The 24,408-nt window shown below is 46.1% G+C and carries 23 protein-coding genes and 1 riboswitch; of the genes, 20 read left to right on the top strand and 3 right to left on the bottom strand.

Features of this window, described 5'->3' with window-relative positions; genetic code table 11:
• The first annotated feature begins 21 nt into the window (after positions 1-21).
• The 11 genes from NST83_RS13305 to NST83_RS13255 all read left to right on the top strand — a co-directional run bounded on the left by NST83_RS13305 (position 22) and on the right by NST83_RS13255 (position 9,400).
• Entirely contained in the window at positions 22-501 is a 480-nt protein-coding gene (locus NST83_RS13305; protein WP_137063305.1) for an ABC transporter permease, read from the top strand.
• Between the two features lie 41 nt (positions 502-542).
• Positions 543-938: a hypothetical protein gene (locus NST83_RS13300; protein ID WP_137063304.1), complete on the top strand. Its 396-nt coding sequence runs from the start codon at positions 543-545 to the stop codon at positions 936-938.
• 1 nt (position 939) lies between these two features.
• Positions 940-1,494, top strand: a complete 555-nt coding sequence (locus tag NST83_RS13295; protein ID WP_137063303.1) for a hypothetical protein — start codon at positions 940-942, stop codon at positions 1,492-1,494.
• Positions 1,481-2,470, top strand: a complete 990-nt coding sequence (locus NST83_RS13290; protein ID WP_342414556.1) for a hypothetical protein — start codon at positions 1,481-1,483, stop codon at positions 2,468-2,470. Before NST83_RS13295 ends, NST83_RS13290 begins: the two co-directional genes overlap by 14 nt.
• Before the next feature lie 205 nt (positions 2,471-2,675).
• Entirely contained in the window at positions 2,676-4,229 is a 1,554-nt protein-coding gene (locus tag NST83_RS13285; protein ID WP_342414555.1) for an ABC-F family ATP-binding cassette domain-containing protein, read from the top strand.
• An 88-nt stretch (positions 4,230-4,317) separates the two neighbouring features.
• Positions 4,318-4,426: riboswitch (TPP riboswitch) on the top strand.
• Between the two features lie 297 nt (positions 4,427-4,723).
• Positions 4,724-5,323 (top strand): thiamine phosphate synthase, encoded by a 600-nt coding sequence (locus NST83_RS13280; protein WP_342417952.1) that lies wholly within the window; start codon positions 4,724-4,726, stop codon positions 5,321-5,323.
• Positions 5,324-5,387: 64 nt separating this feature from the next.
• Positions 5,388-6,536, top strand: coding sequence for a glycine oxidase ThiO (gene thiO, locus NST83_RS13275; RefSeq protein WP_342414554.1), 1,149 nt, complete (start codon positions 5,388-5,390; stop codon positions 6,534-6,536).
• A complete protein-coding gene (gene thiS / locus NST83_RS13270; RefSeq protein ID WP_137063298.1) occupies positions 6,533-6,736 on the top strand; it encodes a sulfur carrier protein ThiS in 204 nt (67 codons plus the stop codon). Before thiO ends, thiS begins: the two co-directional genes overlap by 4 nt.
• 2 nt (positions 6,737-6,738) lie before the next feature.
• Positions 6,739-7,506, top strand: coding sequence for a thiazole synthase (locus NST83_RS13265; protein WP_342417951.1), 768 nt, complete (start codon positions 6,739-6,741; stop codon positions 7,504-7,506).
• Entirely contained in the window at positions 7,503-8,561 is a 1,059-nt protein-coding gene (locus NST83_RS13260) for a ThiF family adenylyltransferase (RefSeq protein WP_342414553.1), read from the top strand. Before NST83_RS13265 ends, NST83_RS13260 begins: the two co-directional genes overlap by 4 nt.
• 143 nt (positions 8,562-8,704) lie before the next feature.
• Positions 8,705-9,400: a response regulator transcription factor gene (locus NST83_RS13255; RefSeq protein ID WP_342414552.1), complete on the top strand. Its 696-nt coding sequence runs from the start codon at positions 8,705-8,707 to the stop codon at positions 9,398-9,400.
• Positions 9,401-9,470: 70 nt separating this feature from the next.
• On the opposite strand, the gene NST83_RS13250 is transcribed toward NST83_RS13255, so the two are convergent.
• A complete protein-coding gene (locus tag NST83_RS13250) occupies positions 9,471-9,971 on the bottom strand; it encodes a C40 family peptidase (protein WP_137063294.1) in 501 nt (166 codons plus the stop codon).
• A gap of 279 nt (positions 9,972-10,250) precedes the next feature.
• Positions 10,251-10,892 carry a thiamine diphosphokinase gene (locus tag NST83_RS13245; RefSeq protein ID WP_342414551.1) on the bottom strand — a complete coding sequence of 214 codons (642 nt, stop codon included), beginning with the start codon at positions 10,890-10,892 and terminating at the stop codon, positions 10,251-10,253.
• 150 nt (positions 10,893-11,042) lie between these two features.
• Between NST83_RS13245 and NST83_RS13240 the strand changes: the two genes are divergently transcribed.
• Positions 11,043-11,507 carry a low molecular weight protein-tyrosine-phosphatase gene (locus tag NST83_RS13240; RefSeq protein ID WP_342414550.1) on the top strand — a complete coding sequence of 155 codons (465 nt, stop codon included), beginning with the start codon at positions 11,043-11,045 and terminating at the stop codon, positions 11,505-11,507.
• Between the two features lie 156 nt (positions 11,508-11,663).
• On the opposite strand, the gene NST83_RS13235 is transcribed toward NST83_RS13240, so the two are convergent.
• Positions 11,664-12,398 (bottom strand): alpha/beta hydrolase-fold protein, encoded by a 735-nt coding sequence (locus NST83_RS13235; protein ID WP_342414549.1) that lies wholly within the window; start codon positions 12,396-12,398, stop codon positions 11,664-11,666.
• Between the two features lie 254 nt (positions 12,399-12,652).
• On the opposite strand from NST83_RS13235, the gene pdhA reads away from it, so the two are divergent.
• The 8 genes from pdhA to NST83_RS13195 all read left to right on the top strand — a co-directional run bounded on the left by pdhA (position 12,653) and on the right by NST83_RS13195 (position 24,300).
• Positions 12,653-13,720: a pyruvate dehydrogenase (acetyl-transferring) E1 component subunit alpha gene (gene pdhA / locus NST83_RS13230; RefSeq protein ID WP_137063862.1), complete on the top strand. Its 1,068-nt coding sequence runs from the start codon at positions 12,653-12,655 to the stop codon at positions 13,718-13,720.
• Positions 13,721-13,830: 110 nt separating this feature from the next.
• A complete protein-coding gene (locus NST83_RS13225; protein WP_342414548.1) occupies positions 13,831-14,811 on the top strand; it encodes an alpha-ketoacid dehydrogenase subunit beta in 981 nt (326 codons plus the stop codon).
• Positions 14,812-14,845: 34 nt separating this feature from the next.
• A complete protein-coding gene (locus NST83_RS13220) occupies positions 14,846-16,459 on the top strand; it encodes a 2-oxo acid dehydrogenase subunit E2 (protein ID WP_342414547.1) in 1,614 nt (537 codons plus the stop codon).
• A 3-nt stretch (positions 16,460-16,462) separates the two neighbouring features.
• Positions 16,463-17,884, top strand: coding sequence for a dihydrolipoyl dehydrogenase (gene lpdA / locus NST83_RS13215; protein ID WP_342414546.1), 1,422 nt, complete (start codon positions 16,463-16,465; stop codon positions 17,882-17,884).
• Between the two features lie 331 nt (positions 17,885-18,215).
• Positions 18,216-19,010 carry a thymidylate synthase gene (gene thyA / locus NST83_RS13210; RefSeq protein ID WP_342414545.1) on the top strand — a complete coding sequence of 265 codons (795 nt, stop codon included), beginning with the start codon at positions 18,216-18,218 and terminating at the stop codon, positions 19,008-19,010.
• A gap of 19 nt (positions 19,011-19,029) precedes the next feature.
• Positions 19,030-19,518, top strand: coding sequence for a dihydrofolate reductase (locus NST83_RS13205; protein ID WP_137063287.1), 489 nt, complete (start codon positions 19,030-19,032; stop codon positions 19,516-19,518).
• 237 nt (positions 19,519-19,755) lie between these two features.
• Positions 19,756-21,243, top strand: a complete 1,488-nt coding sequence (locus tag NST83_RS13200; protein ID WP_342414544.1) for a glutamate synthase subunit beta — start codon at positions 19,756-19,758, stop codon at positions 21,241-21,243.
• Between the two features lie 669 nt (positions 21,244-21,912).
• Positions 21,913-24,300 (top strand): DNA topoisomerase 3, encoded by a 2,388-nt coding sequence (locus tag NST83_RS13195; RefSeq protein WP_342414543.1) that lies wholly within the window; start codon positions 21,913-21,915, stop codon positions 24,298-24,300.
• The last annotated feature ends 108 nt before the right edge of the window (positions 24,301-24,408 follow it).

The raw sequence follows: 24,408 nt of genomic DNA, 5'->3' as shown, positions 1-24,408 counted from the left end.
ACAGCTAAGGAGAGAAAAATAATGAATAACGCATCAACAGCCTTAAAAGTAGCTGCTGGCATATTTTTGACCATTGCACTGATCACAATCGTAGTTATTTTGTTTATTTCAGCACAGGAGGCAACCAAAACGGCACAAAACAATTTTGCCGATATCCAGACCGAGTTGTCTCAAGCCTCTTTTACAGTATATGACGGTACAACGATCAGCGGGTCCCAGGTGACCAATGCGCTGCGAAAATTTCAGGGTAAGGACCAATTTGGTATTCAGATTAAAACCGGAAAAAACATGGCAGGTCAGTGGTACGGTAATGCTCTGAACATTAGCACAGACAGTGAACAGTATGGAGCGGTGAATGGTGGAAGTGATAAGACAGGAAAAATAACGAATACGCTGAGTGAGAAAGAAAACGAATATGTAAATCCAAGTGGTAAATTCAAGGCGGAAATCGTCAAGGATAAATCAAACGTTGTTCGCGGGCTGTTGTTCACCCAATCCTAGGAAGAAGAATAAGGATAACAATTGTAAGGGAGATGTGTAGCATGTCTGATCACGCTTCAAGTATGCTGCGGCTTGGTGTGTCAGTTACGCTGTTTATAACCGCATGTGCAGCGGCAGCAGAACTGTCCAGTCAGATGGGCACTACACTGGAATTAAGATCGCAGCAGGAGGAGCATTCCGAGGGGCGTATCAATCGTACTTTAGAGGTGAGTATGCCAGAACGGGTCAAAGGAACTCAAGTAATGCAGGCAATCCGTATGAACTTGCAGGACGGCATTACTGTCCAAGTCGATGGTACAGTGTACGATATGTATTCCGAACCGTTTGAGCCCGATGTATCGGCTCTTGATGCTTCCTCTTTATATTCCATGAATCCACAGCGTGATCAGTATGGAGAAATACAATCCATACGTTTTGAGAAATTGGGGGAGGACTGAAGTGGTTCAATCTATTTCCAAGCTGTTGGGGGCACTGCTCGCTGTATTGCTTTTGTACATAGTGCCTGCAGCTCAAGCTGCTGAACGGCAGAATGATATTTCCGGGTTAAATACGTATCATTCAACCGTACGTTTTGTTGATATGGTGAGAACCAAGGGATATATTACACCGACAATGTATAACGACTTTATACGTGAGCTAGAGCTGACGGGAAATACGTATGAGGTTGAATTGGAGCATATGCACAAAAAATATGTACCGGACTATGCAGATGCGGCGAGGCCGGATAGTTTTCTCGGCTACTATTCCTCCGTATATGACGGTTACTATAGCCCGCAAATCTTGCCTGTATTGTTTCCGGACAATCAGCAGCCAAAGCCGGCTCAAACGCGTCGGTATACCATGATGTCAGGAGATTATTTTACAGTGCGGGTACACAATACGAATCGAACTCCTGCGGACTTGTACAAATCATGGCTCCTTGGTGGGACAGATAGCGGCAAACCTGCGGTTACAGCTTCTTACGGGGGCATGGTTCTGAATGAAGATTACTGATTTTGCAGTTATATTTATACTGCTCTTTCTGCCCTTTAGCGTGGTTAGTGACCTGCGGGTGCAGAACCAGCGCGAAGTACAGCAATTGGAAATGAAATATACCTCGGCCCTTCGTACCGCAGCTCAGGATGCAGGTGTCGTGCTTTCACAGAATGAGCGTCAGGAACGAGAGGCTGGGTATGGCTCGGACAAGTTTTTTCGTGTAGATAAAGAAGAAGCGCTGCACACGTTCCTGCATACCCTTTTTCTTAATATGGGAATTGATGGGGATACAGTGGCACAACGCGCATTATTGGATTATATGCCTGCACTTATGATTCTGGACTATGACGGCTATTATGTGTTCGCTTCCGAATCTTACACAGATGAGCATGGACAAGCTGTCCAGGGACCCAAATGGAGTGAAAAAAAACCTTATGCCTACGTCGATTCAGCAGGTAACAGTGTAGGGTTTACTTTGGATAATTATGTACATGCCTATGATGCTAGGAATCACAGGTGGGTAGAGGGTTTTCAGAAGGAGCTTCAGGGACAGACAACGATCTCGTTGCTGAATGACCCGGAAGCTTTTGAGCAAGTACGACGTTCCACCATTGTTCACAGCATTCAGGAGGATCTGGGCCGACTCATTAGTCTCCATAACGAAAAAGCAGCACATAATGGTATATCCTATACATTTACGCTACCGCTTATCTCACAAGAGGAATGGTATAACACGGTAGATGATGTGGGGCTGATGGCGTTTCTCCAGGGAATCCCGGTTGGAGACAGGTACTACAATAACTATGGGTTCGGTGGCGGAAGAGTCGTCAGGAAGCAAGCCATGATCGGCGGCGTAGAGCCGGATACCGGAATGAAATATTTTTACAGAGAGTCCTGCCCAGTCCCCTTTAAAGCGACAGAGCGTTTTACAGATGAAAAATCTGCGGCTGCTTCAGGGTATTTTGAATATAAATGTGATAATGACTATAAATAAAATCTTTAAACAATCTTTAAATAAATCACTCCTACGAGTGGTTTTTCTTTTTTTATAAGCAGACAATATCAAAATCCTTCAAATTCACCCATTTTCAATATTCCGATAAGGCTACTGGATGTGCTACAATAAGGCTTTGAAAGAAATGCATATGAAATAAGAACAGTCGGCATTGCCGATGACAATAAGGAGCCAAAAACAGCTTATGAGTTTATTGACTGTAGAAAATGTATCCCATAACTTTGGGGACCGCGCATTGTTTAAAAATGTATCCTTCCGTTTGCTCGCAGGGGAACGTGTAGGTTTGGTGGGAGCCAATGGTGTTGGTAAATCGACACTGATGAACATCCTGACCGGAAAATTGCTTAAGGATGAAGGCAAAGTGGAATGGACTCCACGTGTACGTTATGGGTATCTGGATCAGCACACCAAGCTGACACCCGGTAAAACGGTGCGGGATGTACTGAAGGACGCCTTTCTCCCATTGTTGGAATTGGAAAAGGAAATGATGCAGATCACTGACAAGATGGGGGAAGCTTCTCCTGAAGAACTGGAAGTCCTGCTGGAACAGATGGGTGAAATTCAGGAGCAACTGGATATGGGGGATTTTTACCTCATCGATGTGAAGGTTGAAGAAATGGCGAATGGACTGGGCCTAGCGGCGATAGGACTGGATCGGGATGTATCCGCACTTAGCGGTGGACAACGGACCAAGGTGCTTCTTGCCAAGCTGCTGCTGGAAAAGCCGAATGTGCTGCTGCTGGATGAGCCTACCAACTATTTGGATGTAGAGCATATTGAATGGCTTACACGTTATCTGAAGGATTATCCATATGCGTTTATTCTTATTTCTCATGATACTGAGTTTATGAATCAGGTCGTGAATGTCATCTATCATCTTGAATTTGCCAAAATGACCCGTTATTCAGCCAATTATGAAAAGTTCCTTGAAATGGCTGATCTGAACAAAAATCAGCATATTGAAGCTTATGAGAAGCAGCAGGATTTTATTAAGAAGCAGGAAGATTTCATTCAACGCAATAAGGCTCGCGCCTCTACGTCAGGTCGGGCGAAGAGTCGTGAGAAGCAGCTTGATCGAATCGAGCGCATTGATAAACCGGAAGAAGCGGCTAAGCCAACATTCCAATTTAAAGAAGCGCGTGCAAGCGGGAAAACAGTATTTGAGGGTATTGATTTTGAAATTGGTTACACCCATGCCCTGTTGCCTAAAATGTCCATGACGATTGAACGTGGTGATAAAATTGCGATTGTGGGCTACAATGGTGTCGGTAAATCGACATTGCTCAAAACCATTCTGGGAAAAATTCCGCCGATCAGTGGCAAGACCTATCAAGGGGATTTCTTGCAGCCAGCTTATTTTGAGCAAGAGGTACGCGCAGAGAAAGTTACACCGATTGAAGATGTGTGGAATGAATTCCCGCACTTGAACCAGCATGAAGTCAGAGCGCATTTGGCGCGTTGCGGTTTGAAAAATGAGCATATCACTCGTCCGCTATCCGCGCTCAGTGGTGGTGAGCAGGCCAAAGTCCGCCTATGCAAACTGCTAATGCGGGAAAGCAACTGGGTGCTTTTCGATGAGCCTACCAATCACTTGGATATCAAAGCGAAGGATGAGCTAAAACGTGCCTTGAAGGAATACAAAGGAACGGTACTGCTCGTATCTCACGAACCAGACTTTTATGAGGATTGGGTAACCAAAACGTGGAATGTGGAAGAATGGTCAAGTAAAGTCAATTAAATATCCAGTTCTGTACCAAGCTTCACAAGAAGCAGGGTTTGCAGGATTAGGAAAATATGCTAAGCTATCTTTAGCTGATACAATAAAATAGTTACACTAGGGGAGCCGCCCATGCGGCTGAGACGGAATAAATGGATTTCGGACCCTTTGCACCTGATCTGGGTTATGCCAGCGTAGGGAAGTGAGCGCCGTACAAGCAAGGTAACGAATTTATTACTTTGTTTGTATGTGGGACGATATACGTATACGGATATAATGATCCGTTTGGTTATTGGACGTACGTTAAACCACTTCCTTCGGGAAGTGGTTTTTTTGCGTTTTCGTTCGTATTCATATATTCGTATTCATAATACCGTACCCCTTCATTTTTTTGCTGGTAAACGTGGTTAGTCCATACCGTATGGCACGATATGAGACTATAAAGATACAGGGTCAGCTTACAACCATTGAGTCCATTGTGAGGTGAGAATAAGATCGAATTGCACGTAATTACGATGGAAGGCAATTCCGATGCATATGCACATACTGCCCAAGTGGCTGCTGCTATTCATCCGTATGTTCATTATGTACACGTGCGCTTGAAGCAGAAGGGCGCATCTGGATTGCTTGCTTTAACCCGCAGTATGGTGAATCGTGGAGTTCCTTTACAGCAAATTGCAGTAAATGACCGGGTGGATGTTGCATTGCTGACCTCCGTTGGAGCTATCCAGCTACCGGCTGACGGATTACCTGTTGCATCTGTTAAAAGCTTACTTTCAGAGGGTACGCGGTGCGGGGTGTCGGTGCATTCTTTGGAAGAGGCACAGGCTGCCGAACAGGCAGGAGCGGATTATGTACTCTATGGCCATGTGTATGAGACTCACTGCAAGCCTGGTGTTACTCCGCGAGGTATAGTACAGCTTGAGCGCATATGCAGGCTGCTGAACATTCCTGTGATCGCTCTAGGCGGCATACAACCACGCCATATTCACGAGCTGTATACTGCGGGTGCAAGCGGAATTGCGGTGATGTCCGGCATCTGGGAGGCTGAGTCCCCCGTTGCGGCTGCGATGGCGTACAAGCGAATGGCGGATCGGGTAGTGCACAGCCTGTAGTGGTGAAACGAAAGTAGGAGATCGCCGCAAGCAGAATCATTAGTGGAGAGGAGAGATGGAACATATGCCAGAGATAAAAACAGGGGCACAAGCTATTGGACATGCTGAATGCTTGGTGATTGGTGGAGGTGTCATCGGTAGCTCGATTGCTTATCATGTGGCCAAGGAGGGTCGCAGTACGATATTGGTGGAACGATTCATTCCGGGCGAGGGAGCCTCAGGAGCTGCGGTCGGGATGCTGGCAGCAGAGAGTGAGGAATTCACCGACCCGGAGTTTGCACAGTTCGCTCGCTCAAGCCGGGATGCATTTCCCGAGCTGGTTCGTGACCTGGAGCATTTGTCCGGTGTTCCAGTAGAATTCCGGACAGAAGGATTTGTGACTCCTTTCCGCTCGGAAGCCGAGGGACAAAGACGCTGGAATGCGGCTATTGCGCAAGAGGGTGATCATCCTGTGTGGTGGGATGCCAGAGAATTGGTCCGCCGAATTCCAGGTTTGGATGGTCAAGTGATCGGGGCTATATACCGATCAAAGGAGACGCAGATTTCTCCGGCCCAGCTTTGCTGTGCTTATACAAGGGCAGCTACGGTGCTGGGAGCAACAATATGGACTGGTACACAGGCGGAGCAACTCATAGTACAGCATGGGCGAGTTTGTGGCGTGCAAACAGACAGAGGCTTTTTTTCCTGCGAACAGGTCATTATTGCTGGAGGCTTGGATAGTATGCGACTGCTGGAGCAGGTTGGTTTTGAATATCCGCTTAATCCGGTCAAGGGTGAGGCTGTTGCAGTCTCCTTGAAGGATCATCCATTGGAATATACTATTTACGCCGATGATATTTACCTGGTGCCCAAGCGGAATAACGAGCTTTGGATTGGGGCGACGAGTCTGCCACATCAGTATGACAAAGAGGTCACTATTGGAAGCCTGGAGGGGCTGCTGGTCCGTGCTTCTGCCTGGCTGCCTCGCGTCCGTGAAGCTTCTTTTATACGCACTTGGGCGGGCTTGCGTCCGCAGGCAGCGGCGGGGCGTCCTTGTATTGGATCTGTTCCCGGCGTGGAAGGAGTATATACTGCGGTCGGACACTACCGGAACGGTGTGTTGCTGAGCGAAGCTACCGGGCGTGCGATTGCAGCGCTGTTAAAAGGGGCTGGTGTGGCTGAGCTTGGAATAAGCAGCTTTTCTCCTGAACGTATAAAGGAGGCGAGCAAATGAAGCTGACGATTAACGGTCAGAACATGACCTTTTCTAATCAGATCATTCATGTGGATCAACTGCTGAAAGAGCTGGATTTGAAAGTAAAAACTGTAGTGGTGGAGCTGAATCGTCACATATTGACTCGTGAAGATCATGATGAAGCGGTACTGAAGGATGGAGATAGCTTGGAAATTGTACATTTTGTGGGAGGCGGTTAATGATGTTAACGATTGGAAAAGCATCTTTTACGTCAAGGCTGTTATTGGGTACAGGAAAATTCCCTGATCTGGATATTCAATCCGAAGCTGTGAAAGCTGCGGAGACCGAAATATTGACGTTTGCCGTGCGAAGATTAAATTTGGAGGAACGGGATAAGCAACATTTTCTGGATACGCTGGATTTGAGTCGTTATACGTTGCTGCCTAATACGGCAGGAGCGACGACAGCGGATGAGGCAGTGCGCATCGCTCAGCTGGCGAGAGCCTCAGGTCTGTGCGATATGATTAAGGTGGAGGTCATTGGGGATAGCAAGACATTGCTGCCTGATCCTTTTGAAACGCTCAAGGCCAGCGAAAAACTGCTGGAGGAAGGTTTTATCGTGCTGCCTTACATATCGGATGATGTGATTCTTGCCAAAAGGCTGCAAAAGCTTGGTGTACATGCCGTTATGCCTGGAGCTTCACCCATTGGTACCGGACGCGGCTTGCTAAACCCGTTCTCATTGGAGCTAATTATTGAACAAGCGGAGGTTCCAGTTATCGTCGATGCGGGCATTCGCTCACCTGGAGATGCGGCAATGGCGATGCAACTGGGGGCAGATGCCGTGCTGTTGAATACAGCTGTATCAGGAGCTCAGGACCCCGTAAAAATGGCTGAGGCGATGAAGCTGGCTGTTCGCGCGGGCAGATACGGTTTTGAGGCGGGCATGATTCCTGTAAAACGTTATGCCTCTGCGAGCAGCCCGACAGAAGGCTTGGTTCAGGCATGAAGGCGACTGAAAAAACGGGTGTGCAAGTACAACCAAGTGATCGTTATTCCAGACAGGAAAGATTCGCCCCTTTCGGGCCGGAAGGACAACGTCGTCTGGCTTCATCCCACGTACTGATCATAGGTGCTGGAGCGCTGGGTACCGGGATTGCGGAAACGCTCGTTCGCGGAGGCGTAGGCACTGTAACCATCGCAGACCGGGATTATGTGGAATGGAGTAACTTGCAGCGCCAGCAGCTTTTTCAGGAGAGTGACGCCGCAGAGAGGTGTCCCAAAGCAGTAGCTGCCCAGCGAAGATTAAAGGAAATCAATTCGGAAACGATCATTCACGCACATATACTGGATGTAGGGGTAGAGGAATTGGAGGAGCTGATTCAGGGAGTAGACCTCATTATGGATGCCACCGATAACTTTGATATCCGGCTACTTATGAACGATATGTCACAAAAGCATCACATTCCTTGGATTTATGGGGGATGTGTTGGCAGCTATGGGGTTACGTATACTATTTTACCAGGGAAAACGCCTTGTCTTCATTGTTTGCTTGGAGCTGTACCGTTCGGTGGAGAAACCTGTGATACCGCGGGAATTATACCGCAGGCGGTGCAGATGGTCACGGCCAACCAGACCACGGAAGCCTTCAAGCTACTTGGTGGATACCCGGACGATCTTAGGGGGAAGCTGCTTTCGTTTGATCTGTGGCAAAATGAGTATGTAGCTATAGTAGTAGACAGTGTCAAAAAAGTGGATTGTCCTTCTTGTGGCACTCATCCTACCTACCCGTATTTGTCGGGAGCCTATCGCCAGAAAACAGATGTACTGTGCGGCCGGGATACCGTTCAAATTAGACCAGCAGAGCCGATACGGGTGAATCTTATGGAGACAGCAGACAGACTGGCCTCTTTGGGAGAGGGAAGAGTGGAGCAAAATCCGTTTCTGGTTTCTTTCAGTGAGGGAGCGCACCGTTTAGTTATTTTTGCAGATGGGAGAGCATTAATACATGGAACGAAGGACGTCACAGAAGCAAGGAAAATCTATCACCGCTATTTAGGATAAACCGTAAAAGCAGGAAGTCTTCCTTCGTGGAATGATTTCACTGCTTTTTTGTTACAATATAATAAATAGGTTTGAATCGTTTGTATCAAATACGTCTGTATCTATTACGCAGTCCTATGTCCAAACACAGGTGGGTGAGAAGAATGAACCCGTTAATTTTACTCTTGGATGAGAATGAAGAATCTGCTACTACGTATACACGTCAGTTGAAGCAGCAAGGCTATCAGGTGGTTAACGCCCGCAATATAGCGGGAGGAAAGTCTTATTTAGAGGAGAATCCTGTGAATTTGCTGCTTCTGAATATGGATAAAGAGCAGCCTGATGGACAAGGCTTGATCCGTACCATGCAGCAAAATGATCCCACTGTTCCGATATTCGTAATGACCTCATCCGACGATGAGAACCATATTGTTTCCTGTTTTGAGCAGGGAGCACACGATGTGATTGTTCAACCCTTTTCCCTTAGGGTGTTTCAAGCTAGAGTGGCTAATTTATTGCGGATTTTTGGTACTGCACGTGATGTGAAAAAGCCGATACTGGCGGGTGATTTACATATTGATAGTGGAAGAAGACTGGTTAGCAGAGGCGGACAGAAGCTGGAATTAACTCCGAAGGAATTTGATCTTTTGCTTCATCTGGCTATACATCTTAATCAGGTCTGTAGCAGGCAGCAAATTTTGAAGGATGTTTGGAAGCATGATTATATTGTAGATACGAACGTAGTGGACGTGTATATCAGGCATTTGAGAGTCAAGGTAGACAAAGGGCAAAGCTTCAAAATGATTCGCACGCAACGAGGTATAGGCTATTCACTCAGGACACCCCCGGAAGCAGAGTAGTGTAGTATTGGAAAATATAAAAAAGCCGAGACCCTGTGTCCCGGCTTAAATACGTTAAATCAAATGAATGCTACAGCACGCGGCGTGCTTTGATGTATGTTCTTTTCCAGTTGCCGGAATTCAAATCGGAGATTGTAACGCCCGGACTACCGTATGTGTGTAAAATTTTACCTCCACCTGCATAGACCGCTACATGTGTAATATTGCGACCCGTGGCGCGACTACCGCTCGAAAAGAAGACAAGGTCACCCTTTTTCAGATTGGACTTGGATACGGCATGTCCAACATTCGATTGTGCAACAGAGGTACGTGGCAAGTCGATGCCGTATTTCTGAAATATATGTTTCGTAAAGGAAGAGCAATCAAAATTGCGTGTAGTGCTTGTGGAAGCTCCGAATTTGTAGGGAGTTCCCATATAGTTTTCACCGTAGTTAATTATTTTTTGACCTACAGAAGTAGTAGCTGTGGCAGCTTGAGCTGTATTTGTTCCCTCTAATGCAAACGTTCCAAAGCCGATAGTGGCTGCCATTCCTGTGATAATTGCCTTTTTTATGATTTTATGCATGTTCATGTTGTAAGTACCTCCAGAAATTGATTTGTGCAATATTTTGCTGAGTTGCTAACTAACTTACAGCGTTGAGTATAACAGCTTTAAAACCGCCTAATAGTTGGAAAAGCACGCTCAAATGCTTGAGGGACAAGGCTTACACGCCAATTATTAAAAAACGATTAAAAATTACAATTTGTAAAAAATATCGAATTTTAAAATCGGAGAAAATGATAAAACCCTTGATAATCAAGGGTTTTAAAAGAAAAAAATCCTTTTGAAAAGGTTACAAAAATGTCATAATCAATCTTTGCTTTGAACCACAAGCAGAAGCCCGCTTTCAATGGAAATCGTTCCTTTTGGAGCTACGAGTTGGTTGCTGACTCCGCGTGATTGTCCCATTTTAAGTGTGGCATTGTGCAATGGATACATAAATCCATCCAGCTCTATACCGGTTACTTCGGCAGTCATAGGAATGAGCGACGTATATGTATAGCCCATGGGCTCAATCTCCAGCGTCGATCCAGTGAGTTCAATATAGTTATGGGCGTCCATAATGGCACAGCCTATATGATGCTGCATCGCACGTACCAATACTTGAATGTTAGCGAGCGTATGATCCATCCTGGTACCCGTAACGCCAAGCATAAGCACATGCTCTGCCTGCTCATTCATGGCAATTTCCAGAGCGAGCTCTGTATCTGTCAGGTCCTTGAGCACCGGATCGCACGAAAGCATACGTCTACTTGCAGTTTCAACCCGCGACTTTTCCTCAGGGGTTACCGAATCAAAGTCTCCTACAGATACATCAGGTGTAATGCCATGCTCAATCAGGAAAAGTGCACCCTTATCTGCACCTATAATGAAATCTTCGGGTTGTATTTGTTGTAGATCTTTTTCGCTAAGATGACCGCCGGAAAATACAATGGCGCGCTTCTTAATCATATCGAACATCCTTTCTGTCTGTCATGCGGTCTAGATGTACTACCAGAGTTTAAGTATAACGCGTTAAATATGGCTTGCACAATTTTGGAGGGCATAGCTACAATGGAACAGGAAAAAGAAGTTGTAACGTGCAATAGGAAGGAGAGCGAAATGATTAATGTTTTGTTTGTGTGTTTGGGTAATATTTGCCGGTCCCCAATGGGGGAGGCGGTACTGAGACATAAAGCGCAGGAACGAGGACTAGGTGCGAAAATCAGGGTAGACTCGGCAGAAACAGGAGACTGGCATATCGGAAATCCCCCGCATGAGGGAACGCTAAAGCAGCTTAAGCTGCATGGAATTAGTGAACAAGGTATACAGGCGCGACAGATGAAAAGCCATGATTTTGAAGCGTTTGATTATATCGTGTGTATGGATGATTCCAATGAGCGAAACATGCGCAAACTCGCGGGCGGAGCGGAGGCTGACATTTTAAAATTTATGGACCTGCTGCCACAAGAAAAGCTGAGAGAGGTGCCGGACCCGTATTTTACCGGAAATTTTGAAGAAACATACCGATTAATGGACGCGGGCTGCAATGCCTTGCTGGACAAAATCATAGAAGAAAAGCTATAATGTGAACGACAGAAGACGGCAAAAAATGCCGTTTTTCGTTACATTTTTGAAAGCGTATCCAACATGCGGAGAAAAAAGAGGAAAGAGCATAACGACCTAATCTGGTCAACAAATGCTCAATCCCCGGTCATCTCTGTAGCTTTGGAAAAGCTTCACTCAGGAGCGATCTAAAAAATACATTAGCGCGTCAGGCAGCTCATTTTGCCAAAAGCCCCATAAATGCTTGCCATCCTTTTCTCGATAGGAAACATCGGCGTTCCGTTCGCGTAGCAAATCTGCGCATTGGCGGTTAAGCTCTACAAAATTGTAAATACCGGTGTCGCTCTCAAACGCATCTTCTTGAAGACCAACCGTCATCCACACCCGCAGTTGGGACAGATCACGCTCACGAGCGATAATTTCTTGTGAAGCTTCATAGTAAGCACCGGACAGGCTGATAATACGATTGAACAGTTGAGGATATAGCAAGGCCAAATGCAGAGACACACTGCCTCCTAGTGAATCTCCAGCCAGAATCCGGGACGACGCATCTTTTCTTATAGGATATTTCTGTTCTACATAGGGAATAATCTCTTCTGCGAAACAGGTGGTGTACGCCTCAAAGCGATTGCCAAAGGGAGCATACTCCTGAGTTCTGATTTTCGTGTTGACTTCAACGCCGACGATAATGAAAGGCTCAACGCCCTCGTCCAGAATGAGACGGTTTGCCTGTGTTGCTATACGGCCAAAATTGAAAAATTCTTCTCCGTCCTGACAGTACACGACCGGGTAGCTTAAAATTTCATTATAGCCGGGCGGTAAATAAATACGGAGTGTTCTGGTTTCGCCAAGAAAGCGGCTGTTTATTTCGTCCTTTAGGATGGTTCGTTTCAAATACCGGGAATCCGTCATTTTTCGTCACCTTTCGGGGGGATGATTTTGCATTCGGGATCACAATAAGTTAAGATTACCCTGATTGCAATAGATGTCTAAAATTTCAATCATGTACTAAGCTGTTATAGTAAAAAATAACCCCTGTTACACACACAAAATGTGGCGAACTCAAAAAAAATAACTAAATCTTTGACGCAAGCAATATAACAGGTGTATAATAATCCTATAACAGCGGAACTTGATATTCAAATTTTTTTGTTGAGGTGAAGAAAATGAGCAAGGTTCCTTATGAAGTGTACACAGAGGAAGTTGAGGCTCTGTCCGTGCTTTCTCCGGATGGTGAAATTATCAATAAAGATAAATTGCCTGAACTTACAGATGATCAGTTGAAAGAAATTATGTATCGCATGGTATTTACACGTACTTGGGATGATCGTGCCGTTAACTTGGGTCGTCAAGGACGTCTCGGCTTCTACGCTCCGGTATCTGGACAGGAAGCAACAATGATTGGTAGTGAATATGCACTCCAAAAAGAAGACTTTATTGCCCCAGGCTACCGCGATATTCCGCAAATCGTTTGGCATGGCCTGCCATTATATCAAGCATTTCTGTATTCCCGTGGTCATCAACACGGCGGCCAAGTGCCGGACGGTGTTAATGTATTGATGCCACAAATTATCATCGGCGCGCAAATTTTGCACGCTATGGGTATTGCAATGGGATACAAACTGAAAAAACAAAAACAAGTCGCCATTACATATACAGGTGACGGCGGATCTTCTGAGGGTGACTTCTACGAAGGCCTGAACTATGCTGGTGTTTACAAGCTGCCAGTTATTTTCTTTGTGCAAAACAATGGCTACGCAATCACAACTCCATTTGCGAAGCAAACGGCTGCTCTTTCTATCGCTCACAAAGCCGTTGCTGCCGGTATCAAAGGCGTTAAAATCGATGGAATGGACGTACTCGCAGTTATCAAGGCTGTGCAAGAAGCTGCTGAACGCGGACGTAACGGCGAAGGTGCTACATTGATTGAAGCGGTAACATACCGTTTCCGCCCGCATTCCCTGTCTGACGATGCAAGTAAGTATCGTTCGAAAGAAGAAGAGGGCGAATGGAATGCGAAAGATCCGATTGCCCGTTTTGCGAAATATCTTGAGAAAAAAGGTCTTTGGACTGAAGAAGATACAGCTCGCGTAAAAGAAGAAGCTAAAGCGAAAGTGAACGAAGAGATCAAAAAAGCCGAGAAAACAGAAAAAATGACCATTTCCGGTCTGATCGACAGCATGTTCGAATCTACGCCTAAGCATCTGGAAGAACAAAAAGCTGATTTTAAATAATTGAGCTTGAAATAAATCAGAGAGACCGGGCGGCATCCCGATCCGGTCTGTCTTTCAATTGGACCTGAACTGAAACTGATCTGTCAATGTTTAAGGAGGAAATGAAGCAAATGGCACAAATGAACATGAAAGAAGCGATTCGTGACGCACTGCGCGTAGAGTTGAAACGCGACCCTAACGTCCTGCTTTTCGGTGAAGATGTAGGTCATGTAGGCGGTGTATTCCGCGCAACAGAAGGTCTGCAAAAAGAGTTTGGCGAAGAACGTGTATTTGATACTCCGTTGGCGGAATCCGCAATCGGGGGTCTTGCTGTGGGTCTGGGTGTCCAAGGATTCCGCCCTGTAGCTGAAATCCAGTTCGTAGGCTTTATTTTTGAAGCACTCGACCAAATGGCAATTCAAGCATCCCGTATGCGCTACCGTTCCGGTGGACGCTACAATTCTCCAATCGTATTCCGTACGCCTTTTGGCGGCGGGGTTAAAGCGGCTGAGCTGCATACAGATTCCCTGGAAGGACTTTTGGCTCAAACACCTGGTATCAAGGTTGTTGTTCCTTCCAATCCTTACGATGCAAAAGGTCTGATGATCGCGGCTATTCGCGATAACGATCCAGTATTTTTCATGGAGCATTTGAACTTGTACCATGCATTCCGCGCTGAAGTTCCTGAGGATGATTACACAGTTGAACTGGGTAAAGCGAACGTAGTTCGTGAAGGTTCCGATGTTACAATCATCACTTACGGTATGATGGTACACACTTCTGTCAAAGCTGCTGATGAACTGGAAAAAACAAAAGGTATTAAAGTCGAAATTATTGACCTGCGTACCGTTAGCCCAATTGACATTGATACAATCGTGGCTTCCATTCAAAAAACAAATCGTGCTATCGTTGTTCAAGAAGCGCAAAAGAGCTCTGGCGTAGCTGCTGAAGTGATTGCACAAATTAACGAAAAAGCAATTCTGCATCTGGAAGCACCAGTTCTGCGTGTGGCAGGTCCAGATACCGTTTATCCTTTTGCTCAAATTGAAGATACTTGGCTTCCAACGCCAACACGTATCATTGATGCGGTTAATAAAGTACTGGAATTTTAATTAAAGCACACCGTAAATTTGGGAGGTTTTAAACGTGGCTAAATTTGAATATAAATTCCCGGAGCTGGGTGAAGGTCTTCACGAAGGCGAAATCATCAAGATGCACATCAAGCCCGGCGACAAAGTAACAGATGAAGATATCATCATGGAAGTACAAAACGACAAGGCTGTAGTTGAAGTTCCATGTCCGGTCAATGGTACGGTTCAAGAAGTATTTGCCAAAGACGGAGACATCTTTAACATAGGTCAAGTCGTAGCTGTAATCGATGCAGAAGGTGAACTTCCTGAACAAGAAGAAGCACCGGAAGCACCAGCTGCTAGCTCTGAGCCAAGTGTTGCTGCACAAGGCGGAGCTGCAGGTACAGCTAGATTTGAATATAAATTCCCAGAGCTGGGCGAAGGTCTTCACGAGGGCGAAATCATCAAGATGCACATCAAGCCCGGCGACAAAGTAACAGATGAAGATATCATCATGGAAGTACAAAACGACAAGGCTGTAGTTGAAGTTCCATGTCCAGTCAATGGTACGGTTCAAGAAGTATTTGCCAAAGACGGAGACATCTTTAACGTAGGTCAAGTTGTGGCAGTAATTGCTGCAGAGGGTGAGCTTCCTGAACAAGAAGAAGCACCGGCTGCCGCTAAACAAGAACAGGATGCTGCACAAGGCGGAGCTAACACAAAACCAGCTGCAACTCCTGCTGCAACAAACAAAGACGTGCTGGCTACTCCTAGCGTACGCAAATTTGCACGTGAGCAAGGTGTAAACATCGCACAAGTGAGTGGCTCCGGCAAAAATGGTAAAATCACTAAAGAAGATGTAGAAGCTTTCAAAAATGGTGGAGGTCAAGCGGCTGCACCAGCAGCGAAAGAAACTTCAAAAGCGCAAGAACCAGCTAAAAAAGAAGCGAAAGCAGCAGCGCCATCCGCACCAGCAGCAGATCCACGTGCTGAGGAAGAGCGCGTACCGTTTAAAGGTATCCGCAAAGCGATTTCCAACGCTATGGTTAAATCGGCTTACACAGCTCCACACGTTACGATTATGGACGAAGTGGACGTAACCGAGCTGGTTGCTTTCCGTACTCGTATGAAACCAATCGCTGAGAAGAAAGGCACAAAAGTAACATACCTGCCATTCATCGTAAAAGCATTGGTTGCAGCTTCCCGTCAATTCCCGGCTCTGAATGCCTCGATCGACGAAGAAGCAAACGAAATCGTCTACAAAAAATACTACAACATCGGTATTGCTACAGATACAGACAACGGTCTAATCGTTCCTGTAATTAAAGATGCTGACCGTAAGAGCATCTGGATGATTGCTGATTCCATTCGTGATCTGGCTGTACGCGGTCGTGATGGTAAACTGGCTGCCAATGAGATGAGAGGAAGCACAATTTCTATCTCTAACATCGGTTCCGCAGGCGGTATGTTCTTTACTCCAATCATCAACTTCCCTGAAGTTGCGATCTTGGGAACTGGCCGTATCAGTGAAAAAGCAGTCGTGAAAAACGGTGAAATTGTTGCCGCTCCTGTAATGGCCCTTTCCTTGAGCTTTGACCACCGTATTATTGACGGTGCTACTGCTCAAAACTTCATGAACTATATCAAACAGCTGCTCGCTAATCCTGAGTTGCTTGTTATGGAGGTGTAATCAATGGTAGTAGGAGACGCTTCTCTGGATATTGACACATTGGTTATCGGTGCGGGTCCTGGCGGCTATGTAGCTGCTATCCGTGCTGCACAATTGGGACAAAGCGTATTAATCGTTGACCAATCAGAGCTGGGCGGTGTCTGTCTGAACCGTGGATGTATTCCTTCCAAAGCTTTGATCTCTGCAGCTCATCAATATGAAGCTGCCCAACACGGCGAGTCTTTTGGTATTACTGCTGAGAACGTAAAAGTTGACTTTGCTAAAACACAAGAATTCAAAAACAGTGTTGTTAAGAAAATGACTGGCGGCGTAAGCGGTCTGCTCAAAGGCAACAAAGTAGAAGTTTTCAATGGTGAGTGCATGTTCATCAACGAAAACGAAGCGCGTGTTTTCAACGAACATGAATCACCACGCTACCGTTTTAAAAATGCGATTATCGCAACTGGTTCCCGTCCAATCGAATTGAAACCATTCCCATTTGGCGGACGTATTCTGTCTTCTACAGAAGCGTTGAACCTGCCTGAAATTCCGAAAAGCCTGATCGTAATCGGCGGCGGATACATTGGTGCAGAGCTTGGACAAATGTACTCCAAATTTGGTTCCAAAGTAACAATCATTGAAGGTATGGATACCGTTCTACCTGGCTTCGACAAGGATATGACTTCGATCGTTGCGAAGAGCATGAAGAAAACCGGTATTGAAATCTTCACTGGTGCTAAAGCGGAAAGTGCTGAGCAAACAGATAAAGACGTAACGGTGAAATTCTCCGTTAACGGCGAAAGCAAAGAAGTAACTGCTGATTACTTGCTTGTGACCGTTGGACGTCGTCCAAACACGGACGGTGAACTGGGTCTAGATCTGATCGGTGTAGAACTGGATGAGCGTGGACTGGTGAAAGTTGACCACCAAGGACGCACTAGCATTCCTCATATCTTTGCAATCGGCGATATCGTTGCTGGTCTTGCTCTGGCTCACAAAGCTTCTTACGAAGGTAAAGTGGCTGCTGAAGCGATCGCAGGCGAACCGTCTGTAGTAGACTACAAATGTATTCCAGCTGTTGTTTTCACAGATCCAGAATGCTCCAGCGTAGGCTACACTGAGACACAAGCCAAAGAAAAAGGCCACAATGTCAAAGTTGGCAAGTTCTCTTATGGAGCAAACGGTCGTGCCGTTTCCCTGAACGCTGCTGAAGGCTTTGTTAAAATCGTAGCTGACGCAGACACAGGTCTGGTACTGGGTACGCAAATCGTGGGTCTGGAAGCTTCCAACCTTATTGCTGAGCTGGGTCTGGCGATTGAAATGGGTGCTACACTCGAAGATATCTCCTTGACTATTCATGCTCATCCTACATTGGGCGAAATCGTTATGGAAGCAGCGGAAGTCGTGCTTGGTCATCCGATCCATGCATTGGCACCACGTCGCTAATACCATTTTTCATTATCTCGTTTTTGGTTTTCATACATGGAAAGAGAGGCAAGGAGCGCTATATCTGCGTTCTTTGTCTCTTTTTTTCATATTTTAGGATTTTCAGGACGACGATGAAAATTCACACAGTAGATAGTCAATAATGTGTAGTCCATGATAAACTAAATATAGATATGGGTGCAGAATAGCAGCTCTTTTCTAGAATAGAATTTGACGCTGCTGGCTTTGGAATATCGGATGCTGTTCGTGAACGTGAAATGGTTTTAACGTTCAGTTACGTCCGGATTTTATGAATGCCGGTGTTTATTTATGCTTAAAGGAGAGAAATAAAGTGCGCAATTACTTGGAACTGCTGGAGGATATATTGGAGAATGGAGTGAAAAAAGAGGACCGTACAGGGACGGGAACACTTTCTGTTTTCGGAAGACAGCTCCGCTTTGATCTGGCCAAGGGTTTTCCCTTGGTGACAACGAAAAGAGTACATTTAAAATCCGTCATCCATGAGTTATTGTGGTTTTTACGGGGAGATACTAACATCTCTTATCTCAAAGAGAACGGGGTTACGATATGGGACGAATGGGCAGACGAGCAGGGGAATCTGGGACCTGTGTATGGCTCACAATGGCGTGCGTGGGAAACAACAGACGGACAACATATCGATCAGATTGCGAATGTCATTGAAACGATTAAAAACAACCCGGATTCCCGCCGACATATCGTCAGTGCTTGGAATGTGGCTGAAATCGATTCAATGAAGCTCCCGCCATGCCATTTTGTATTCCAGTTTTATGTGGCCGGAGGGAAGCTTTCCTGTATGCTGACCATGCGTTCAGTCGATACCTTCCTTGGTCTTCCTTTTAATATCGCCAGTTATGCATTGCTTACGCATATGGTTGCACAGCAGTGTGGTTTGGAGCCGGGCGAATTCATTTGGTCCGGTGGCGATGTGCATATTTATTCAAATCATATGCAACAAGTGCATACGCAGTTGGAGCGTGATCCTTATCCGTTGCCTCAGCTCAAAATTCTTCGTAAACCGGATTCAATATTTGATTATACGTACGAGGACTTTGCTTTCAAGAACTATGAATATCATCCGGGTATCAAGGCGCCAGTCGCTATCTGATTTGGGGGAGCTGTGAGTTATGAGCATTTCGATGATCTGGGCGATGGCACAAAACGGCGTCATTGGCCGGGATAACAGCCTTCCTTGGCGCCTGCCGAGAGATATGGCGTTCTTTAAGGAGCAGACGATTGGTAAAACCGTACTCATGGGGCGCAAGACATGGGAATCCTTTGGCGGAAAAAGCCTGCCCAAGCGGCGTAACGTTATTTTGACCCGTGATCAGAGCTATCTGGCGGAGGGCGCAGAAGTGATCCATTCTCTGGAAGAAGGTCTCCAATTGGCGGCGCAGGAAGAACTGATGATCATCGGCGGCGCGGAGATTTATTCACTGTTCTGGACACATGCTGATCGGTTAATCGTAACCAGGATTGATGAGATTTTCGAGGGAGATACGACTTTTCCTGAGCTGGATTGGAATGGCTGGAATGTAGTCAGTGAGACTCCCGGTGTCAAGGATGAAAGAAACCCGTACGACTACCGTTTTGTCGTTTACGAGAGGACAAAGTAAGATTGGGGTACATTTGACCTCGCTCATTTGAAAAATTAATGAACCATATAAAAAATCCTTTTGGCTGTTGATGCAGAAAGTTGCATAAGTTTTCATTACTTTTGCGCTGTATTGTGATACAATAAATCAAATTCAACGAGAATAGACCCTTTCATGATACAAACAGACAAATTCGAATTTGACTTGAGTTCGGATGGATGAACGGGGTTCATAAGCGAAGAGATGGGGGAACGTAACATGTCTACACCAACTGGATTTATGGAATACACACGACAGCTTCCTACAGACCGGGATCCGGCAGAGCGTATTAAGGATTGGGAAGAATTCCATAAGCATATGTCCGAAGAAGAGCTGCGTACCCAAGGGGCACGTTGTATGGACTGCGGAACTCCTTATTGTCATACGGGGATGGACATCATGGGAGCGACTTTGGGCTGCCCAGTTCATAATCTGATTCCGGAATGGAACAATCTCGTATATCGTGGTTTGTGGAAGGAAGCGCTGGATCGGTTGCACAAGACGAATAACTTCCCGGAATTTACTGGGCGTGTCTGTCCTGCGCCATGTGAAGGTTCCTGTACGGTCGGCCTGATCGGGCAATCTGTTACGATCAAGACGATTGAGGAAGCTATTATCGAAAAAGGCTTTGAGGAAGGCTGGGTTGTCCCTAATCCGCCGGAGAAGCGTACAGGCAGACGAGTGGCTATTGTCGGCTCGGGTCCGGCAGGACTGGCTGCTGCTGCGCAGCTTAACAAAGCAGGACACAGCGTAACTGTGTACGAGCGCGCGGATCGTATTGGCGGGCTGCTGATGTACGGCATTCCTTCCATGAAGCTGGACAAAAAGGTCGTTCAGCGTCGTGTGGATTTGCTGGAGGCGGAAGGCATTCAGTTCATTACGAATACCGAGATTGGAAAGGATATTCCTACCGATCAGCTGATTGCTGAGTATGATGCGGTTGTACTGTGTGGTGGTTCCACAAAGCCGAGAGAATTCAACATTGAAGGTAGCGATTTGAATGGCGTTCATTATGCGATGGATTATTTGAACGGTACCATCAAGAGCTACCTGGATTCCAATCTGGAAGATGGCAATTATTTGTCCTCCCAAGGTAAGGATGTTATTGTAATCGGTGGTGGTGATACAGGTTCGGACTGTGTGGCTACTTCGTTGCGTCATGGTTGTCGAAGTGTTACACAATTTGGTACACATGCCAAAGCTCCTGTGGAACGTGACCCTATTGCCAATCCTTGGCCACAATTTCCGAATGTGTACACTCTTGATTATGCACAGCAGGAAGCGAAGGCGATATTCGGGGAAGATCCGCGTGAGTTCTCTATCATGACCACCAAGTTTGTAGGTGATGAGAACGGTAATTTGAAAGAGCTGCACACGATTCAAATTCAGCGTATTGTCGATGAAACGGGGCGTAAAATCTATCAGCCGGTTCCGGGTACGGAGCGCGTATTCCCGGCACAGATTGCTCTCATTGCGATTGGATTCGACGGTCCTGAGCAAACAATTGTGGAGCAAATTGGTTTGGAAACGGATCGTCGTTCCAACGTTAAAGCACGTTACGGGAAATATGTTACGAATGTAGATAAGGTTTTTGCTGCTGGTGATATGCGCCGCGGGCAAAGCCTTGTTGTGTGGGCCATTAATGAAGGTCGGGAAGCCGCACGTGAGGTCGATAAATACCTGATGGGCGCTACCGTTTTGGTGTAAATATAAGTTATATATTAGTTGTCCAGTCAAAGCTCCATCCTCGGATGGGGCTTTGTTGCGTTTAAAGGACTAGCGTGCTCAGGTTTGTAAAATGCGGAGAGATAACCATTGAATTACGAGATTTTTCTAAAACATTATTTGTTATCATTGTATGTAAAGCGCTGTGAATTTAATGTCATATAATATGACTTAATTAAAATCTCAAATCTCTAGGTCTGTTTTGTACAGCGATCATAACATAAAAACAGGAGTGAAGTGTAGCTTTTTTATTGAACAATGAAATTATTTTACGAAAATGATCAAAAATTCGTTTTTTATGTTATATATAATTACATGAATATAACTCGTATGGTTATGTGGGGAGTGATTTTAGATGAAAATTCATTTAAATCATCTTTCTTTATAGCTCTTTTACATAGACCTTATAGATAATGACAGTAACTATTATCGTTACAAGGTTTCGTAAATCATCACCTGAGAGAATGATGGTATCTATGGTATAATACACGTATATTGTTGGAGCGCTAGACCAAGGAATGGACAAAGGAGCTTTCGCCGGGAGAAGGCTCCTTTTGCATGAGGCCCTGCCTGTATTTCATTTACCTTTCGTTTATTACGTGTGAGTCAGGGAAGGGAAGCAGAAGGCCGTCAGGAAGGAATGGAATATGAATGAAGACGTTAATTGTTGCTGAAAAACCGGATATGGGACGCACTATTGCGGCTGTTATGGAGCCAAGGGCCAAAAATAACCGTACCTATCTGGAGGGGGAGAAATACATTGTAACTTGGGCGATCGGTCATTTGCTAGGTCTCGCTGAGCCGGATGCATACGATGCCAAGTACAAACGCTGGAATATTAAAGATCTTCCTATTATCCCCGAGCAGTTTAAAATTGTACCGAATCCGAAAACAAAAGATCAGCTGAAAATAATTGGTGAGCTGGCCAAACGCTGTAATGCAATCGTGAATGCTTGTGATGCGGGGCGAGAGGGGCAATATATTTTTGCCTTGATTCAACAGCAGTTAAAGCTGCGTCAGCCGGTCAAGCGACTATGGATCTCAGATTTAACGGCGGAGAGTATTGCGGCAGGCTTTGAACGCTTGCGAGATGCATCGGAGTTTGAATTTCTAACTCAGGCTGCGCGGGCACGAAGTGAGGCAGACTGGTTGATCGGTATGAATGCTTCCAGAGCCTTTACAACACGGCATAACGCGTTGTTGTCGGTCGGACGGGTGCAGACTCCTGTACTGGCATTGATCCATGACCGTGAAAAGGAAATTGAGGCATTTCAGTCTCAAACCTTTTATGACGTGTGGGCAGAGTTTAAGCAAGATCAGACCAAGTATAAAGGTGCGTGGCAAGGAGATCGGCTGACCAAGCCAGAAGAAGCTGAGGCGATAGCAGCGGCAGTTCGCGGAAAAACAGGTGAAATCACAAAATATGATACGAAGCAGACGAAGGAATATCCTTTCAAACTGTACGATTTGACACTGCTTCAACGTGAGGCGAATGCCAAGTATAGTTATTCAGCTAAAAAAACGCTGGATGTTGCACAAGCGCTCTATGAGCGGCATAAGGTCATTTCCTATCCGCGTACCAATTCCAACTATGTAACGGAGCAAAATATAGACGGCATGCATAAGGCGCTTCGTATGCTGGGCACAGGTCCTTATGCTGATCTGGTACAGCAAGCGAACCCCAATTTGGTCCATAAACAGAATAAAGCTGTCTGCAATCCAGCCCGTGTTGAGGATCACCATGCTATATTGCCAACACTGAAAAGACCGGGAACGCTCAGCAAGGAGGAACAAAATGTATATGACCTGATCATCCGCAGGTTTCTGTCACATTTCTTCCCGCCTGCCGAATATAAAATGCATACCGTGATGACCCAAGTGGACAAGCATCTGTTCAAAACAAGCATTAAGGAGCTTCTGTCCTTGGGCTGGAAAGTAGTTCTGAGCAAGGCTGATCAGGATAAAGGCAAGAAGAGCAAAGCACCGAAGAAAGAGGAAGAAGAGGAAACAGACGAATGGACGGACAAAAAGTTTGAGATTGATGCAGGCCGTCCGGTGGATTGTATTCGCGCCGAGATGAAAGAGAAGGCGACACAGCCGCCTAAAAGCTACACAGAGGGCACGTTGCTAAAAGCAATGGAGAGTGCAGGCAAGCAGATGGAGAACGAGGAATTACGTGAGGTCATGAAGGATGCTGGATTAGGTACGCCTGCGACACGTGCTGCTACGATTGAACGGTTGAAGAAGGTAGGCTACATTGAAATGAAAGGCAAAAAGATTCTCGTTACGGATAAGGGGAAAATGGCAATTGACCTGATCCGCAACGCGGGGGTCGACCTGCTAGCTTCGCCGGAGATGACAGGACAATGGGAACGCCGTCTGCATCAAATTTCCAAGGGAGAAGCTGCCCAGGAAAAGTTTATGGATAACGTTAAAAAGTTTACGTTATCCATTATTGACAAGGTGAGGCAGCAACCACCGGCTCCAGCAAACGCTTTTGGTGAGGAAGCGAGGGGCAAACGCTCGGGTAGTAAGGGAGCCACCCGTAGTGGAGGAGCAAGTGGAAGCGGAAGCATCACCACCCAAGGGGCTGCACGCGCTCCGTCACGACGTACCAACAACTCGGGCGAAGCATCGTCACCGGAGCAAGTACTATCGAGTGCAGGAGGTCGTACTGCATCGGGTTCAGTCGGGAGTAGCTCAAGCACGAGGGCAGCGCGAGCTTCGTCCGCCGAGCCGTTGGGCACTTCGCCGGGCCAAAGGCAGACTTTAGGCAGCTGCCCGCGCTCGAATTGCGGCGGGAGCATTATTGAAGGCCGCAAAGGATATGGATGCAGCCACTACAAGCAGGGCTGCGGCTTTGTCGTCTGGAAGGAATACGCTGGTAAGCAGATTACGGAAACGATGCTCAAGTCTCTGTTGACGAAGGGGCAGACACAGCTGCTATCTTTTAAGCGCAAAGATGGATCGACCGTCAAAGCAAGAATTGTTCTGAATGAACCAGGTACAGGGCAACTTAGCGTTCGTGAGGAAAACTGATACTTGCACAGGGTATGATTTTCGGCAGATTGAAAAAGAAGGCCTTTTCTAGCTGTCATCAGATGATTTCTGAGTTCATCAGGAGTCATCTTTTTTATGTTTCGCACC

The organism is Paenibacillus sp. FSL R10-2782 (assembly GCF_038592985.1).
Taxonomy (GTDB): Bacteria; Bacillota; Bacilli; order Paenibacillales; family Paenibacillaceae; genus Paenibacillus; species Paenibacillus terrae_C.
The sequence above is the reverse complement of the archived record's forward strand: the minus strand, read 5'-3'. Positions and strand labels throughout refer to the sequence as shown.

Excerpts from the sequence above, each read along its gene's own strand:
- NST83_RS13305 (WP_137063305.1), top strand. The coding sequence starts at position 22 with ATGAATAACGCATCAACAGCCTTAAAAGTAGCTGCTGGCATATTTTTG.
- NST83_RS13300 (WP_137063304.1), top strand. The coding sequence starts at position 543 with ATGTCTGATCACGCTTCAAGTATGCTGCGGCTTGGTGTGTCAGTTACG.
- NST83_RS13290 (WP_342414556.1), top strand. The coding sequence starts at position 1,481 with ATGAAGATTACTGATTTTGCAGTTATATTTATACTGCTCTTTCTGCCC.
- NST83_RS13285 (WP_342414555.1), top strand. The coding sequence starts at position 2,676 with ATGAGTTTATTGACTGTAGAAAATGTATCCCATAACTTTGGGGACCGC.
- NST83_RS13280 (WP_342417952.1), top strand. The coding sequence starts at position 4,724 with ATGGAAGGCAATTCCGATGCATATGCACATACTGCCCAAGTGGCTGCT.
- thiO (WP_342414554.1), top strand. The coding sequence starts at position 5,388 with ATGCCAGAGATAAAAACAGGGGCACAAGCTATTGGACATGCTGAATGC.
- thiS (WP_137063298.1), top strand. The coding sequence starts at position 6,533 with ATGAAGCTGACGATTAACGGTCAGAACATGACCTTTTCTAATCAGATC.
- NST83_RS13265 (WP_342417951.1), top strand. The coding sequence starts at position 6,739 with ATGTTAACGATTGGAAAAGCATCTTTTACGTCAAGGCTGTTATTGGGT.
- NST83_RS13260 (WP_342414553.1), top strand. The coding sequence starts at position 7,503 with ATGAAGGCGACTGAAAAAACGGGTGTGCAAGTACAACCAAGTGATCGT.
- NST83_RS13255 (WP_342414552.1), top strand. The coding sequence starts at position 8,705 with ATGAACCCGTTAATTTTACTCTTGGATGAGAATGAAGAATCTGCTACT.
- NST83_RS13250 (WP_137063294.1), bottom strand. The coding sequence starts at position 9,971 with ATGAACATGCATAAAATCATAAAAAAGGCAATTATCACAGGAATGGCA.
- NST83_RS13245 (WP_342414551.1), bottom strand. The coding sequence starts at position 10,892 with ATGATTAAGAAGCGCGCCATTGTATTTTCCGGCGGTCATCTTAGCGAA.
- NST83_RS13240 (WP_342414550.1), top strand. The coding sequence starts at position 11,043 with ATGATTAATGTTTTGTTTGTGTGTTTGGGTAATATTTGCCGGTCCCCA.
- NST83_RS13235 (WP_342414549.1), bottom strand. The coding sequence starts at position 12,398 with ATGACGGATTCCCGGTATTTGAAACGAACCATCCTAAAGGACGAAATA.
- pdhA (WP_137063862.1), top strand. The coding sequence starts at position 12,653 with ATGAGCAAGGTTCCTTATGAAGTGTACACAGAGGAAGTTGAGGCTCTG.
- NST83_RS13225 (WP_342414548.1), top strand. The coding sequence starts at position 13,831 with ATGGCACAAATGAACATGAAAGAAGCGATTCGTGACGCACTGCGCGTA.
- lpdA (WP_342414546.1), top strand. The coding sequence starts at position 16,463 with ATGGTAGTAGGAGACGCTTCTCTGGATATTGACACATTGGTTATCGGT.
- NST83_RS13205 (WP_137063287.1), top strand. The coding sequence starts at position 19,030 with ATGAGCATTTCGATGATCTGGGCGATGGCACAAAACGGCGTCATTGGC.
- NST83_RS13200 (WP_342414544.1), top strand. The coding sequence starts at position 19,756 with ATGTCTACACCAACTGGATTTATGGAATACACACGACAGCTTCCTACA.
- NST83_RS13195 (WP_342414543.1), top strand. The coding sequence starts at position 21,913 with ATGAAGACGTTAATTGTTGCTGAAAAACCGGATATGGGACGCACTATT.